Here is a 15,212-nt window from a genome sequence, read left to right as displayed (position 1 = left end):
AATGAGCGACGGGGTGGGACGGGTGGCGGGCGACGGAATCGGCAAGAGGCCGGCTGCCGGGAGAGCGGCTCCCGAGGTGGGTGGCTCACGCGTGAGCCACGGCGGGCGACGCTGCCTCGCGTTGTTCGCCGGCCTCTGCTCTCTCCTCCTGTTGGGCGCCGGCGCGACACCCGCCGCGGAGAGGACGAGCGCTCCTCCCGCCATCACGACCTCGGCGACCGGCACCGCCGAGCAGGCCCCGAACAGCCACCTGCCGACCTCGGCGACCCGCACCACCCAACAGGCCCGGACCGGCCACCTGCCCCAGGAGGCCGAGGGCCGACAGGACCAGGGCCGACAGGCCGAGGACCGACAAGCCAAGGGCAAGGCACCCACCCAGGCCGCCTCCCTCGCCGCCCTCCTCCGCGGCAACCCCGTCTACGTGACCGACCAGCTCCCCCGCGACATCCCCCGGTCCACCGCCCCCGAGTTCGCGAAGCTCGCCAAGCGGACCGGTGTGCCGACCTACGTCCTCGTGCTGCCCGATCAGGGGACCGACGCCGAGCGGCTGCTCGCGGCCGTGCATGACCGGCTGGGGCGTGACGGGTTGTACGTCCTCGTCGACGACATGGGCGTCGCGGGCGCAACCGCCTTCGGGGTGCGGGCGCCCGCCGATGACGCGTCGACCGTGGCTCTCTACGAACTTCCGTACGACGCTGGGCCGTTGCTCAGCTTCGAGCGGTTCACCGACGTCATCGCGCAGGGCGGCAAGAAGGCCGCCGAACGCGCGGACACCGCCCGCGAGGAGAACGAGCGCGCCGGCGGGGACGAGCCGGAGATGCACATCGATCCCGTCGACCGCGACAACCAGTCGTTCGTCACCGGGATCGCCCTCACCGGCGTACCGCTGCTGATCATCTGTGTCAGCCCCTACGTGCGCCGGTGGTGGCGCCGCCGGCCCGGGGCAACGGCACGCGTCGACGGCAAGGCAGCGGCTCCGCGCCGCCTCACCGCCCGCCTCCTCACCGCCCGTCGCGTCGAAGCCGGCGCCGCTGCCCTCGCCGCGGCGGCCATCGCCCTCGGCGCCACCCTCGTCTTCGACCAGAAGACGTCCAGCGCCGCCCCGGCGCCCATCGCCTCCGACCTGTCGAGCCGCGTCGAACGTGTCGCCGACGGACTGCGCGAGCGCGGCCCCCTCTACAGCGATCCCGAGAGCCCGCACCCGCTCGACAGCACGCAGACGCGTGAACTCACCGACCGGATCAAGAAGTTCGACCGTGGGCCGGTGTTCGTCGCCCTCGTCCCGCAGCTCACCGAGGACGAGTCCGAGGGCGAACCCGAACTCTTCCTGGAAGCCGTCCGGCAGAAGATCGGGGCCAAGGGCGAGCGCGGTGTCTACGTGGTCGCCGATCCGCTGGGCGGCACGATCGACGTCGTGACGTACGACGTCCGCGTCGACGCGGACCTCGTCGGGTTCGACCTCTCCGACGCGATCCGCTACGGCGATGACGACGACCGCTCCACCGACCACCAGCTCGGCAAACGGCTCGACGCCCTCATGACGCTGCTCGACAAGGCGCCGCGCACCGACCAGCCGGAGACCTCCTCGCTCGGCATGGACGACGCGCCCGACCCCGTGGAGGAGAACCGGCTCGCGCCGCTCTTCTCCGGTGACTTCTGGCCGGGGCTCATGGTCGGCGCGGTGGCGGCCGGACTGGTCTTCGGGGTCGTCGCCGCGCTGCTCGGCATCCTGGGTCGCGCCGTGCCAAGTCTGCGGCGGTCGCGCGCGGCGGCGGTGACCCCGTCCGCCGACACCTCCTTCCAGGCTCCTCCGGACCCCTCCCGCGACTATCTGCGCCGCACGGCTCACGACGAACTCGACACCCTTGGGCGGGAGTTCGACCCTGACGCCGCGCTCCGGTCGTCCGTGCGCACCCGCGTGTGGGACTGCCTCGACACCGCGACCCTGCTCGTCGACCGCGACCCCGACGGTCACGTCGACGACGACGCCACGCCCGCCGACCTCGCGGCGGCCGTCGTCCTCGCGCGGGCGGGCCGGGCCGCGCTCGCCGACATCGACAAGCCCTGCTGCGCGCTCAACCCGCTGCACGGCCCCGCCACCGGGTGGCGCGACGCCCTGTGGGCGCCCGAGGACCAGCGACTGCGCACCCTCCCGGTGTGCGCGGAGTGCCGCGTCCTCGTCGGCGTGCAGCCGCGCCTCGCGTACACGCTCCGGCTGACGATCCCGGGCGCGGGAGGCGGTGCGGGGCGCCGCGAGCGTGTGCCGTACGAGGAGGCGCCGGGGCCGCTGTCCGCCGCCCGCGACGGAATCCCTCAACTCATCCGCAAGGTAAGGGAGTACGCCGGTGTCCAGTGACGTGAAGCGCGCCCTCACAACGGCGTGCGTCGCCCTCACGGCCCTCGCCGCCCTCGTGACCACGGCTCTCCCGGCCGCCGCGCAAGCGCCCGGAGCGCCGACACCGACCCCGGGCGAGAAGGTCGCCGACGCGTTGCGCGAGTCGCCGGTGTACGTCGATCCCGCGTACGCCGGTTCGGTGCCTCCCGCCCGCCAGAAGCGACTCGTACGGCAGATCGAGAAGACCGGGCTGCCCATCAAGGTCGCCCTGGTGCCGATCGTCCAGGGCGACGCGTACGACGGCGAGGCGGATGCCTTCGCGGAGGTCGTGCACGACCGCGTCGACCGGAGCGAGCTCATCCTGGTCACCGGCGGGGACAGGTGGAGCGGGAACCTCAACGGCTTCGAGTGGCCGGACGACAAGCAGCAGGCCCGCGACGCGGTGGGCACGGTCGGCTTCCTGGACGAGTTCAAGGACGCGGGGCTCGCGGCGCAGACGGAGAAGGCGATCGAGCTGATCGCGGAGGGCGACGGCACGAAGGCGTACGAGGACGCCACGGAGCATCTGCGTGATGGCAACGACGGCGGCGGGAGCGGCAGCCTGCCTCATCGCCCGGAAGGCGCGGACGAGGAGAGCGGACCCTCCTGGCTGCTGCCGGCCGGCATCGCGGTCGCGGTCGCGCTGGCCGCCGCCGGTCTCTTCCTCTTCGTGGGCGTACGCCGCCGGGGGCGCGGCCGGTCGAACCGGTACCCCAGCGCGACCGGCTCCCCCTTCGCCCACCCCCAGGCGGTGTTCGCGGCGGCACGTACCGCCGACGAGGCGGCACTGCGGCGCCAGACGGAAGCGGAGGTGCTCGCGCTCGGCGAGGCGATCCAGGCGGCCGACACGTCAAGTCCCGGCATGCAGAGCGCCCTTGACGCGTACGCGGCCGCGGGCAAGGTACTCGACGCCGGGCGCGGCCTGCCCGACCTGGCGGGAGTGCTCGCCCTCGTCACGTCGGGCCGCGACGCCCTGGAGGGCACGGCCTCGCCGCTCCCCCTCTGCTTCTTCAACCCCCTGCACGGCCGCGCCCAACTCCGCATCCACTGGCGCCCGCTGGGCCGCCGCGACCAGCTGCACGTGGCCGCCTGCGAGGAGTGCGCGACGGCGGTACGGACCCGCCGCGCACCCGAGGTACTCACGGACGACCTCGACGGGCGCACGGTCCCGTACTTCGAGGTCCCGGCCGACCGGAGCGTGTGGGCGGCCACGGGCTACGGATCGCTGCTCGCGGACACGGACGAGGAGGGGCTCGCGGGGCGTGTGGGGCGGGGGGACTTTTCGCGGGGCCGGGGCTGAGGGAAGGGACCGACCAGTCGAGGCCCCTCCCCATCCGGGACGATCACCGGCAGCGACTTACGCGTCACGACACGATGACAGTCCGCCGGGATACGGCGACTTGTCCGGCTATCGACCCTGGCGGAACCAACAACCCCACGGATAGCGTCAGCCTGCTGGAGACACCCCTCGCCCCACCGGGAGCCGACTGTGAACCGCCGCATCATGCCTGCCGCCACCGCGCTCGCCGCGACCGCAGCCCTGCTCCTGACGGCCTGCGGCAGCGGAGACGACGGCAAATCCAAGGACGACAAGATCGCGGGCGCCGATCAGAACTCGGCGAAGCCGAAGAAGTCGACGGAGCCGTCAGGAGCCCCGGCGGAGGACAAGCCGGACGGCGTGGACGTGTCCCTGCCCAAGGACATGAACCTGGTCTTCAACTGGGACAAGCCGAAGGACAAGAAGGAAGCGGCGGCGATGGATGACGCCGCCAACTTCTTCCGTGCCATCTACCGGGGCGTGGACAAGCGCACGGCCAAGGACGCAGCCGTGTCCGCCTATGGCACCGGCGAAGGACTGCACTACGCGAAGACCCAGATCGACGGCTGGATCGACGGTGGCTGGACGGCGGACGGCACCCTGCGCCACTACCAGGCCACCACTCGGTCAACCGCGAACGGCAATTCGGTGGAGGTCGCGTTCTGTGCGGACGCGAGCAAGTTCTACGGCAAAGAGATCAAGTCCGGAAAAATCCTGAAGACCGAGAAGAGCCTCAAGGACTTCGACTACTACAGGCTCGTGATGGTCAAGTACCCCACGGGTGACTCCCTTTGGCAGGCTTCCAAGGTGTTCGTCGAGACAAAGGCGGAGAAGTGCCAGTGACCAGATCGCGGCGTAGAGCCTTCAGCACCGCAGCCCTGACGCTCGTATTCAGCGCCTCTGCCCTCGCCGGGACCGCGTACGCGGGGAAACCAGTGGGATCCGGCAACGGCGGCAGCAAAGAAGAGGGCGGCAGCGACGAGACCGGCATCTACGCCGCCGCGCAGGTCCATTACTCCGGCTCGGTGGCCAAGAGCGGCGGCAGCGGCAACGTGAAGTCGACCGACGTCAATTGGGACCCCCCGCCCTGCTGGTACGCCCCGTACCTCGGAGCCAAGGACTTCAAAGAGAAGATGTCCGGGGACATCAAAAGGGCCAAGAACACACCCGGCATGGCCGGCCACGCGGGCGCGGCCATCAACGAGATGCAGCGGCACTACGAGGACGACTACGGCTGGACCGACACCCCCGGCTACAAGGACTACAACGTCGACAAGGACGGCGACGGGATGTTCTGGGCCGGTGTCGAGAACCCCAACGAGCCGGACTACCTGGAGCGGACCAGCTGCACCGACCTCCCCTTCTGGGTCGACAACGGCGAACCCCCGCCGCCGCAGCACGAAGAGGCCATCACCCCCGAGATACTGGCCGCCCTGGCCTACCAGCACATGGAGCTCCCGGGCACCAAGGTCACCCTCGCCCCCGAGGCGACCACCAAGGTGAATCTGCCCACGTGGGCCTGGCTCGACAAGGCCGTCTTCGACGACGTCACGGCGACGGCGGCCATCGACGTCCCCGGCTTCCATCTCGAGGCGACCACGACCGCCACCCCCAAGTCCCTGACTCTCGACCCCGGCACCAAGGACGCCACCACCATCCCCGCGGACGGCGAGTGCCCCATCGTCGACGGCAGGATCGGTGAGCCCTACGCCAAGGGCAAGTCCAAGGAGACCCCGCCCTGCGGCATCACGTACCGCCGCTCCTCCGGCGGCGACACGTACCCGCTCAAGGCCTCCCTCACCTGGGAGATCAACTGGCAGGGCACGGGCCAGGCAGCCCCGGTCGGCATGCCCAACGGCACCATCGAGGCCGTCCAGGACATCACCGTCGAGGAGATCCAGTCCATCAACCGCTGAGCCGGGAACAACTCGGCCCCCGGAGCGCTGACTGCACCGCTCCGAGGGCCGACTGCCGGCTCAGGGTTTTTCAGCCCTTGCCCTTGACGCCCCTCGCGAGGTCGTCGTCCAGGTCCTCGTACGCCTTCGCGGCGCTGGTCAGGAACTTGCCCATGCCCGTGAGGCCCTCGATGGTGTCCTTGGCGCCCTTCTTGAACTCCTTGAAGGAGTCCTCGAAGGCCTGCGAACCCTTGCGAGTCGTGTAGCCGTTCTTCACCAGGTTCTCGATGAAGCGCTCAAGAGCGTCGAGCTTCTCATCGATCTTGTCCTTGGCGTCGTTCAGCTTGCCCGCCGCGGTCCGCATCTCCTCATAGGTGATATCGGCGTCTTTGGCCATGTGGCTTCACATCCAATCCAACTCGCCGCAGGGCCATCCCCCTTGGCTCCTCAGTGCGGGCCGCTCGAAGGCCGTGTGGCCGTTCGTGCGATCTTCCGCTCTTGAGTCAGCAGCTTACGGGTGGGGCAGAAGTGAGCACACCCCGGTTGAGTCACAGCTCTGCTATGAGCTCATGCACAGCCCGTTGCCTGCGGGAAGGGTGGAGCGGCTATCGTCACAGGCACTGTGGACAGCCTCACAGGCACTGTGGATTTGCCGCTGCGACCGCGTTCCGGAAGCGGTCAAAAAGGGGCTTATGGGGAGGACGATCGTGCGCCTGACTCTGACCGTCGTCGATCCGCTCGGCGGCGCCAACGCCGATGTCGTGCTCGACGCCGATCCTGAGTCCTCCGTGGGGGACATCGCCAAGGAGCTGGCCTCGCACGTGGGGTACAGCGGCGGCGACGCCCAGATCATCCCCATCGGCGGGCATCAACTCCAGCCAGGCGCCGGCCAGGGCGGGGCGCCGATCGTCTTCGTGGACGGGTATCCCATCGATGCCGCCGCGACCATCGGCACCTCCCCGCTGCGCGAGGGCGCCGTCGTCAGCCTGCACGATCCGGCCGGCTGCCTGCCCGGCGAACCCACCGGCCTGGTCGAGCTGCGCGTCGCGGGCGGACCCGTGGCAGGCGCCGTGCACCGCCTCGGGATCGGCCGCTACGACATCGGCAGCGGGCCCGCCTCGTACATCCGCATCGATGATCCGGAACTGCCCGCCCGAGCCCTGACGTTGTCAGTTGCAACCGATGGCACCTGCCAAGTCGCCGTACATGGGGACATAGACGGCGTGACCCTCGAAGGCAAACCCTTCGGTGAAGTCGACCCGGCCGAAAGCCGCGAAAGCGGCGACAATGGCGACAACGGCGCGAAGGGCAAGAAGAGTAAGAAGAGCGAGAAGCGGGGCGGCGGCAATCGCGGGGAACGGGGCAATAAGCGCGGCAATCCCCGCGACAAAGGCGAATGGCCGCTCGGCGCTCAGATCGCCATCGGCAATACCCTTCTCGAACTCGACCGTTATGCTCCGCCCAATGCCGCACTGAAGTGGTCCGAGGACGGTTCCGGTCTCGATTACAACCGGCCGCCCCGTCTGCGTCCGCCCGAGCGGCAGACCAAATTCAAGCTGCCCAATCCGGTACGTGATTTCGAGGCCAGGCCGCTGCCCTGGCTGATGGCGCTCACGCCGCTCGTCGGTGCGCTCGTATCGGTGATGATCTTCCAGCGCTGGTACTACCTGATCATGGCGGCGCTGAGCCCGCTGATCCTCTTCGGCAACTACTTCATGGACAAGAAGCACGGGCGCAAGTCCCATGCCAAACAGGTCAAGGAGTACAACGAGCACAAGGAGCGGATCGAGAGGGACGCCCAGGAAGCCCTCGTCGCCGAGCGGCTCGACAAACGGCAGGCCATCCTCAGTCCGGCCGGGATCCTCTCCCTGAGCACCGGGCCCCGTACGCGGCTGTGGGAGCGGCGGCGCACCGACGAGGACCATCTGCTGCTTCGCGTCGGCACCGGGCGGCTCGACTCCGAGGTCGTCCTGGACGACCCCGAGCAGGACGACCACAAGCGCGAGGTCACCTGGAAGATCGAGGACGCGCCCGTCGCGCTCTCGCTGCGCAAGCTCGGCGTCATCGGCATGGCCGGACCCGGCGACTCCGCGCAGGCGCTCGGCCGCTGGGCGGTCGCGCAGTCCGCGGTGCTGCACAGCCCGCTGGACGTCCAGTTCTATGTGCTGACGGAGAACTCCGCGCGCGAGACCTGGGACTGGACGCGCTGGCTGCCGCACGCACGGCCCTCCGGTGCGCAGGACGCCAACGTGCTGATCGGGACGGACGCCGAGACCGTCGGCTCCCGCATCGGCGAGCTGACCCAGATCCTCGCCGCCCGCCAGAAGGCCGCCAAGGAGAACAACAACCGGCAGGGCGGTGCCTCCTTCGGCGACCCCGACATCGTGGTCGTCTGGGACGGCTCACGGCGCCTGCGGTCCATGCCCGGTGTGGTGAAGCTGCTGCGCGAAGGGCCCTCCGTGTCCATGTTCGCGCTCTGCCTCGACGCCGAGGAACGGTTCCTGCCCGGCGAGTGCCAGGCCGTCGTGATCGCCGAGCCGCGGCCCGAGGAGATCAGCCTCCCGGCCCGGCCCGCGCCCGGCGGCCAGGCCCCCGTCCCGCCCGCCCCCGGCGGCTTCCCCTCCTTCCAGGCCTGGCACTCCGCCGAGCCCGACGACAGCGAGCGGAACGCCGAGAAGCCCCTCGAACTGCGGCTCCGCGTCGAGCAGACCGGCGCCGCCCGCATCCGTTCCGTACGCCCCGACTTCGTCTCGCCCGCCTGGTGCGGGCGGCTCGCCCGCGCCCTCTCGCCGCTGCGGGACATCAGCGGCGAGACCGAGGACTCGGCGCTGCCCGGCTCCAGCCGACTGCTCGACGTGCTCCAGCTGGAGCCGCCGACGGCCGACCAGATCACCGCGCGCTGGCAGGTGAGCGGCCAGTCGACGATGGCCGTCATCGGTGAGTCGTACGACGGTCCGTTCGGCATCGACATGCGGCGCGACGGGCCGCACGGCCTGATCGCCGGTACGACCGGTTCCGGTAAGTCGGAGCTCCTTCAGACCATCGTGGCGGCCCTTGCCGTCGCCAATACGCCCGAGAACATGACCTTCGTCCTCGTGGACTACAAGGGCGGTTCCGCGTTCAAGGACTGCGTGAAGCTGCCGCACACCGTCGGCATGGTGACCGACCTCGACGCCCACCTCGTGGAGCGGGCCCTGGAGTCGCTGGGCGCCGAGCTGAAGCGGCGCGAGCACATCCTGGCCGCCGCCGATGCCAAGGACATCGAGGACTACCAGGACCTCGTACGCCGTGATCCCTCGCACCCGCCGGTGCCCCGGCTCCTCATCGTCATCGACGAGTTCGCCTCCATGGTGCGTGACCTGCCCGACTTCGTGACGGGTCTGGTGAACATCGCCCAGCGAGGCCGTTCGCTCGGCATCCACCTGCTCCTGGCCACCCAGCGCCCGAGCGGTGTCGTCTCGCCCGAGATCCGCGCCAACACCAACCTCCGCATCGCCCTGCGCGTGACGGACGGCGCGGAGTCCAGCGACGTCATCGACTCCCCAGAGGCCGGCCACATCTCCAAGAGCACGCCAGGACGCGCCTACGTACGCCTCGGCCACGCCTCGCTCGTCCCCTTCCAGTCAGGCCGCGTCGGTGGCCGCAGGCCCGGCGCCACCGACCCGGCGCTGCTCGCCCCCTGGGCGGGTCCGCTCGGGTGGGAGGACCTGGGCCGTGCCGCGCTGGTGAAGCCCAAGGCCGCGGCGCGCGAGGAGGAGGAGATCACCGACCTCAAGGTCCTCGTGGACGCCGTGCGCGACGCGAACGCGACGATGGGCATCCCCGCCCAGCACAGCCCGTGGCTGCCCGCGCTCTCCGAGACGCTCCAGCTCGACGAGATCCCGCTGCCCCCGGCGAGCGACAAGCCGGGCGCCCTCGCCCCCGCTCCGTTCGGTCTGGAGGACATCCCCTCCGACCAGGCGCGCCGCCCGGTCGTGGTCAACTTCGAGACCTTCGGGCACCTGCTCATCGGCGGCGCCCCGCGCAGTGGCCGATCGCAGATCCTGCGGACGCTCGCGGGCTCCATCGCCCGCACGCACTCGTCCGCCGACGTGCACCTGTACGGCATCGACTGCGGCAACGGCGCGCTCAACGCGCTGACCCGGCTTCCGCACTGCGGCGCCGTCGTCAGCCGTAACCAGACCGAGCGCGCGGTGCGTCTGGTCACCCGCCTCAAGGGTGAGCTGACCCGCCGTCAGGACCTGCTTGCCGACAAGGGCTTCGCCGACATCGGCGAGCAGCGGGCCGCCGCGCCCGAGGACGAGCGGCTCGCGCACATCGTCGTGCTCCTCGACCGGTGGGAGGGCTGGCTGCCCACCCTCGGCGAGTACGACCACGGCGAGCTGACCGACGAACTGCAGGCGATGATGCGCGAGGGCGCGAGCGTCGGCATCCACCTGGTCATCACCGGTGATCGCCAGGTCCTCATCGGCCGCATGGCCTCGCTCACCGAGGACAAGTACGGCCTGCGGCTCGCCGACCGCTCCGACTTCTCGATGCTCGGCATGAACGCCCGCAAGGTCCCGGAGGAGATCCCGCCGGGCCGCGGCTTCAAGAACGAGCACGGCACGGAGACGCAGTTCGCGCTGCTCGCCGAGGACTCCACGGGCCAGGGCCAGGCCGCGGCGATCTCCGAGATCGGCGAGGCCGCCGCCGCCCGGGACGCGGACGTGCCGCGCTCGCGCAAGCCGTTCCGCGTGGACAGCCTGCCCAGCCGCATCAACTTCGCCGACGCGTGGGAGATGCGCGACCCGGACGCCTCGCGCTCCAAGCTCTGGGCGCTCGCCGGCATCGGCGGCGACGACATCATGGGCTTCGGCCCCGACCTCGCGCAGGGCGTGCCGACGTTCGTCGTCGCGGGCCCCGCCAAGTCCGGCCGCAGTACGACGCTGATGAACCTGGCGCGGTCCTATCTCACTCAGGGCGTACGTCTCGTCATCGCCGCCCCGCGGCCCTCTCCGCTGCGGGAACTCGAAGGCCAGGAAGGCGTGCTGAAGGTCTTCAAGGACGACGACATCGAGAGCGACGACTTCAAGGAGGTCGTCGAGGACGCGTCGCCCGAGGATCCGATCGTGTGGATCGTCGACGACGGTGAGGTCCTGGAGGACTGCGACGCCGAGCGCGAGTTCAAGCGCCTGGTCCAGCGGGGCTCCGAGCGGGGCCTCGGGCTCATCATCGGCGGCGACGAGGAGGAGGTGTGCGGTGGCTTCTCCGGCTGGCAGGTCGAGGCGAAGAAGGGCCGCCGCGGCATCCTGCTCTCCCCGCAGGACTCCTCCAGCGGCGAGCTGATCGGCATTCGTACGACCCGGAGCATGGTCGGCGGGCCGATCGCGCCGGGCAAGGGACTCCTCTACACGGGCAGCGGGGAGCCGGTCACGGTCACGACGCCGATGTGACGGGACTCCGATGTGACGGGCGCCGGAGGTCAGTCCGCGCGGGAGAGGCGGGCCTCCGGATTGCCCGACTCGGCGTTCTCGGAGAGGTAGAGGAGATCGTCGCCCTTCGGGCGCAGCCGCACCGTGTGCGTGTTCTTCGTGCACTGTGCGGCGCTGTCCGCCTTCCCCTTGCCCCGGGCCACGATCTCCTTGCCGGACACCGACTTCAGGACGAGGTCGACCGCGCAGACCCCGCCCAGCTGGTCGGTCTGCGTCATCACCGCGAAGCGTTCGCCGACCTTGCCCCGCTCGACCTCCAGCCTGAACGTGCCCATCGGGACGGCGCCGTTCGCCGCGACCGCCTGGCCCTCCCAGCTGCCGCGGTAGGAGGCGGGGACCTCGTCGCCCGCCTGGTCCGCGCCGTCCCCGGGCTGCTGTCCGCTCGACGTCGCGGCCGGGGGCTGCGCGCCCGCGTCGCTCGACTTGTCGTCGTTCCCCGGCAGCAGGCCGAACACGAAGACGGACCCGACCGTCACCGCGGCGAGGGCGCCCGCGACCCCCAGGACGAGCGTGCAGCTGACCTTGCGGCCGCGTCCGTCGGGGCCACTGGGCGTGGAGGTCGCCGCGGCCGAGAAGGTCACCCGGCCGGGCGGTCCCGACGGGCCCGACGTCTGTGTGGGGACGTACGCGGCCGAGGGCGAGGAGACCGCAGGCACCGCCGCGTAGGAGGGGTCCGGCGGGCCGAAGCCGCCACTGTCCTGCGGCACCTCACGTCCCGGCGCCCCTCCCACGGATGAGCCCACCGCCGACACGGGCCCGCCCACTGCCGAGCTGCCGAACGGCACCGGCCCCGAAGGCTGTTCCGCGCCCCCGGCCCCGTCCGTCTCCAGGTCCAGGAGCCGCACCGCGCTCCTGCTGACCCGCTCCACCAGCGGCCCCGGCAGCCACCCGGCCGCCACGAGCACGTCCGCGCCCGAGGGCGCGAGCCGCCGCGCGATGTCCTGCGGCGTCGGGCGCGCGGCGGCGTCCTTGGCCAGGCACTCCCGCGCGAGGTCGCGCAGATCGCCGTCCAGCGAACCGAGTTCCGGCTCTTCGTGCACGACCTTGTAGAGCAGAGAGGCGGACGAGTCGCCCGGGAACGGCGAGGCCCCCGTGGCCGCGAAGACCAGGACGGCGCCCAGCGAGAAGACGTCCGCGGCGCCGGCGACCCTCTTACCGAGGATCTGCTCCGGCGACATGTAGCCGGGCGAGCCGACGGAGACTCCGGTGGACGTGAGCGAGGCTGTGCCGTCCGTCGCGCGTGCGATGCCGAAGTCGATGAGCCGCGGGCCGTCCATCGTGAGCATCACGTTCGACGGCTTGACGTCACGGTGGACGAGCCCGAGACCGTGTACGTGCGCGAGCGCCTCGGCGAGGCCCGCCACCAGGACCCGTACGGAATGGGCGGGCAGCGGTCCCGCCGACTCCCGTACCGCCTCCGCGAGGGAGGGCCCCGCCGCGTACCCCGTGGCCACCCACGGCACCGACGCCTCCGGGTCCGCGTCGAGGACCGGCGCCGTCCAGTCGCCGCCCACCCGCCGCGCCGCGTCCACCTCGCGCCGGAAGCGGGCGCGGAACTCCTCGTCGAGCGCGAAGTGCGGATGGACGACCTTCACCGCGACCGTACGGCCACCCGAGCTGCGCCCCAGGTAGACCCGGCCCATGCCGCCCGAGCCCAGCCGGCCGAGCAGCCGGTAGGGCCCGATGACGGTCGGTTCGCCGGGATCGAGCGGGTGCATGACGAAGGCCTCCCCCGGACGCGCCGCACGGCCGCGACCCCCCGGGCCGCGCGCATTGTCTGCAGCTCAGGGTAGTGCGCGGGCAGGCCCGGCGGGCCGGGCATTCCCCCCCTGCCCGCTCCGGACGTGTGGCGCGGCGGTCGCCTACTAGGGCTGCGACCCCAGCAGCTCCACCCGTACGTCCGCGGGGAAACCGGTCGTCTCGCCCACTCGGCGCGCGAACTCCGCGACGCCCTCCAACTGCGCGCTCCCGAAACGGAAGTCCAGCGTCGTGAAGTACTGCTCGAGAATCTCCGCGTCGAAGGCCTCCCAGCGCGCGGCCTGCTCGGAGACCTTGCCGACCTCCTCGAGGGAGAGGTCGCGCGAGGACAGGAACGCCTTGTGCACCTCGCGCACGACGGCGGGCTCGCGCGCCGCGTAGTCCTTGCGCGCCGCCCAGACGGCGAAGACGAACGGCAGACCCGTCCAGTCCTTCCACATCTGGCCCAGGTCGTATACGTCGAGACCGAGGCGCGGGCCGTCGATGAGGTTGGCCCGCAGCGCCGCGTCCCCGATGAGGACGGCGGCGTCCGCCTCCCGCATCATCAGGCCGAGGTCGGGCGGACACGTGTAATAGTCCGGGCGTACGCCGTGGCGCTCGGCGAGCAGCAGCTGCGCCAGGCGTACGGAGGTGCGCGAGGTCGAGCCGAGCGCGACCCGGGCGCCGTCGAGCTGGTCGAGGGGGACCTGCGAGACGATCACGCAGGACATCACCGGGCCGTCGCAGCCGACCGCGAGGTCGGGGAAAGCGACGAGGTCGTCGGCGTTCTTGAGGAACTCGACGAGGGTGACGGGCGCGATATCGAGATCGCCCCGCACCAACTGCTCACTGAGCTTCTCCGGGGTGTCCTTCGTGAGCTCGAAGTCGAGCAGCGTTCCGGTCCGCGCGAGACCCCAGTACAGGGGCATGCAGTTCAGGAACTGAATGTGACCGACGCGCGGCCGGGGGGTGCGGCGATGGCCGGGGAGCTGATCTGAGCCCTCCCCGGTGAGGGTGTCAACGGGAGAATTGTCCACATCGGGGAGGCTAGCCCCCGTGCGGTACGGTGCAGAAAGCGGGGCCCCGATCCCGCACTTGTCAAGAGCTTTCGACCTGGTCCGTCAACCCCTCTGGGGGGTCCGTCAAACATCCGGGTGACGTGATCTAGCCCCCTATTGCATTCGGCTGCCTGCGTGCTAAGCTCGCCGCAAGTTGCAGTTTGGTTTCCCTTGCAGTACAGAGCCTGCGGAGCATGTAACCCGCAGGCTCTCGTCGTTTTCAGACTTATGCAGTTGTTTCAACAATCGCAGGTTCTGGAGCAGGGCAACCCTTTGGCCCAAGGAGGGCTTATGGCTACCGGAACCGTGAAGTGGTTCAACGCCGAAAAGGGCTTTGGATTCATCGCCCAGGAAGGCGGAGGCCCCGACGTCTTCGTCCACTACTCCGCGATCAACGCAAACGGCTTCCGCTCCCTTGAGGAGAACCAGGCCGTGAGCTTCGACGTCACGCAGGGCCCGAAGGGTCCGCAGGCGGAGAACGTCACCCCCATGTAGTGGGGCGTCCCACGCGAGTGGGGCGTGTGACAGTTCCGGTGACTTGATCCGGACATGGATAGCAGTACCCAAGGAGCCCTGCCTCCCCGCTCACGCGGGAAGGCGGGGCTCCTGCCTTTTTCCGGCCCCTGGGGGCGTCACAGGAAAATCCTCCGCCGCCTACACGTGCTGCATCACCAGCACGAAGGTCGTGCCCGCCTCCAGCGCCTCGTACAGATGCGGGACATCCCCCCGGTACGACATGTAGTCACCGGCCGACAGTTCCACCGTCTCGTCGCTCGGGCCCGCGACGAGGCGTCCCGTGGAGACGACCAGGTGCTCCATCGACCCCGGGATGTGTGGTTCGGACTCCCGCACCGAGCCGGGCTCCAGCGCCCCGTGGTAGATGTCGCGCCGGACACCGGAAGGCCCCGCGGAGAGCAACGTCCCCGCGTACGAGGCCTGTTCGGCGTGCATGGTCGGCCCCTCCCCCGCCCGGATCACCGTCACGGCGGGGGCCGGTGACTCCACGAGGACACTGAAGGGCACACCCAGGGCCACGGCGAGGGCCCACACCGTCTCGATCCCGGGGTTGCCGGTCGCCGCCTCCAGCTGGGACAGCGTCGATTTCGCGATCCCGGCCCGCTTGGCCAGCTCGGAGAGCGAGATCCCCGCCTTGGTGCGCTCGCGGCGCAGGGCGGCGGCGATCCATTCCCGCGGGAGGCGGGAGGGAGTGGCCGGGGCGGACGTCGAAGCCGCGCTCGGTTCGGGCCGCGGCCCCCCGCGCCCCGCGGGCCCGCGCCCGTCCGCCATGTCCCGCGTCATGTCCGTGTTCCTCGCCATCCCTCGGCAGCCGTTCGGTACAGCGGTCCATCCGTTCGC

10 protein-coding genes are annotated in these 15,212 nt (G+C 70.7%); 6 read left to right on the top strand and 4 right to left on the bottom strand.

From position 1 onward, the window contains the following. Position 1 precedes the first annotated feature (1 nt). From AB0E78_RS25910 to AB0E78_RS25895, 4 genes are all read left to right on the top strand, one after another. Complete coding sequence (locus tag AB0E78_RS25910) at positions 2-2,356, top strand: hypothetical protein (protein WP_361836898.1); 2,355 nt, start codon at positions 2-4, stop codon at positions 2,354-2,356. Then, complete coding sequence (locus AB0E78_RS25905; RefSeq protein WP_361836895.1) at positions 2,346-3,674, top strand: hypothetical protein; 1,329 nt, start codon at positions 2,346-2,348, stop codon at positions 3,672-3,674. Before AB0E78_RS25910 ends, AB0E78_RS25905 begins: the two co-directional genes overlap by 11 nt. Before the next feature lie 189 nt (positions 3,675-3,863). Continuing rightward, positions 3,864-4,535 (top strand): hypothetical protein, encoded by a 672-nt coding sequence (locus AB0E78_RS25900; protein WP_361836892.1) that lies wholly within the window; start codon positions 3,864-3,866, stop codon positions 4,533-4,535. Positions 4,536-4,570: 35 nt separating this feature from the next. Next, positions 4,571-5,608, top strand: a complete 1,038-nt coding sequence (locus AB0E78_RS25895) for a hypothetical protein (RefSeq protein ID WP_361837737.1) — start codon at positions 4,571-4,573, stop codon at positions 5,606-5,608. 70 nt (positions 5,609-5,678) lie between these two features. On the opposite strand, the gene AB0E78_RS25890 is transcribed toward AB0E78_RS25895, so the two are convergent. After that, positions 5,679-5,984, bottom strand: a complete 306-nt coding sequence (locus AB0E78_RS25890) for a WXG100 family type VII secretion target (protein WP_361836889.1) — start codon at positions 5,982-5,984, stop codon at positions 5,679-5,681. 310 nt (positions 5,985-6,294) lie between these two features. Between AB0E78_RS25890 and AB0E78_RS25885 the strand changes: the two genes are divergently transcribed. After that, positions 6,295-11,022 carry an FtsK/SpoIIIE domain-containing protein gene (locus AB0E78_RS25885; protein ID WP_361836887.1) on the top strand — a complete coding sequence of 1,576 codons (4,728 nt, stop codon included), beginning with the start codon at positions 6,295-6,297 and terminating at the stop codon, positions 11,020-11,022. Between the two features lie 29 nt (positions 11,023-11,051). On the opposite strand, the gene AB0E78_RS25880 is transcribed toward AB0E78_RS25885, so the two are convergent. Both AB0E78_RS25880 and AB0E78_RS25875 read right to left on the bottom strand, forming a co-directional pair. Continuing rightward, entirely contained in the window at positions 11,052-12,779 is a 1,728-nt protein-coding gene (locus tag AB0E78_RS25880; protein ID WP_361836884.1) for a serine/threonine-protein kinase, read from the bottom strand. Positions 12,780-12,926: 147 nt separating this feature from the next. Next, positions 12,927-13,745, bottom strand: coding sequence for a menaquinone biosynthesis protein (locus tag AB0E78_RS25875; protein WP_361837734.1), 819 nt, complete (start codon positions 13,743-13,745; stop codon positions 12,927-12,929). Positions 13,746-14,147: 402 nt separating this feature from the next. Here AB0E78_RS25875 and AB0E78_RS25870 point away from each other — a divergent pair, with 402 nt between their 5' ends. Next, positions 14,148-14,351, top strand: coding sequence for a cold-shock protein (locus AB0E78_RS25870; RefSeq protein ID WP_006138897.1), 204 nt, complete (start codon positions 14,148-14,150; stop codon positions 14,349-14,351). 159 nt (positions 14,352-14,510) lie between these two features. Here the strand turns inward: AB0E78_RS25870 and AB0E78_RS25865 are convergent, their stop codons facing one another. Beyond that, positions 14,511-15,155: an XRE family transcriptional regulator gene (locus tag AB0E78_RS25865; RefSeq protein WP_361836881.1), complete on the bottom strand. Its 645-nt coding sequence runs from the start codon at positions 15,153-15,155 to the stop codon at positions 14,511-14,513. Positions 15,156-15,212: the final 57 nt, after the last annotated feature.

Origin of the sequence: Streptomyces sp. NPDC032198 (assembly GCF_040636975.1) — a bacterium.
Lineage (GTDB): Bacteria > Actinomycetota > Actinomycetes > Streptomycetales > Streptomycetaceae > Streptomyces.
This window is presented reverse-complemented; position numbering and strand designations above follow the sequence as displayed.

What these genes read in the sequence shown, in the direction of transcription:
- AB0E78_RS25880 (WP_361836884.1), bottom strand. Translation starts at nt 12,779, where the DNA reads ATGCACCCGCTCGATCCCGGCGAACCGACCGTCATCGGGCCCTACCGG.
- AB0E78_RS25910 (WP_361836898.1), top strand. Translation starts at nt 2, where the DNA reads ATGAGCGACGGGGTGGGACGGGTGGCGGGCGACGGAATCGGCAAGAGG.
- AB0E78_RS25870 (WP_006138897.1), top strand. Translation starts at nt 14,148, where the DNA reads ATGGCTACCGGAACCGTGAAGTGGTTCAACGCCGAAAAGGGCTTTGGA.
- AB0E78_RS25890 (WP_361836889.1), bottom strand. Translation starts at nt 5,984, where the DNA reads ATGGCCAAAGACGCCGATATCACCTATGAGGAGATGCGGACCGCGGCG.
- AB0E78_RS25865 (WP_361836881.1), bottom strand. Translation starts at nt 15,155, where the DNA reads ATGACGCGGGACATGGCGGACGGGCGCGGGCCCGCGGGGCGCGGGGGG.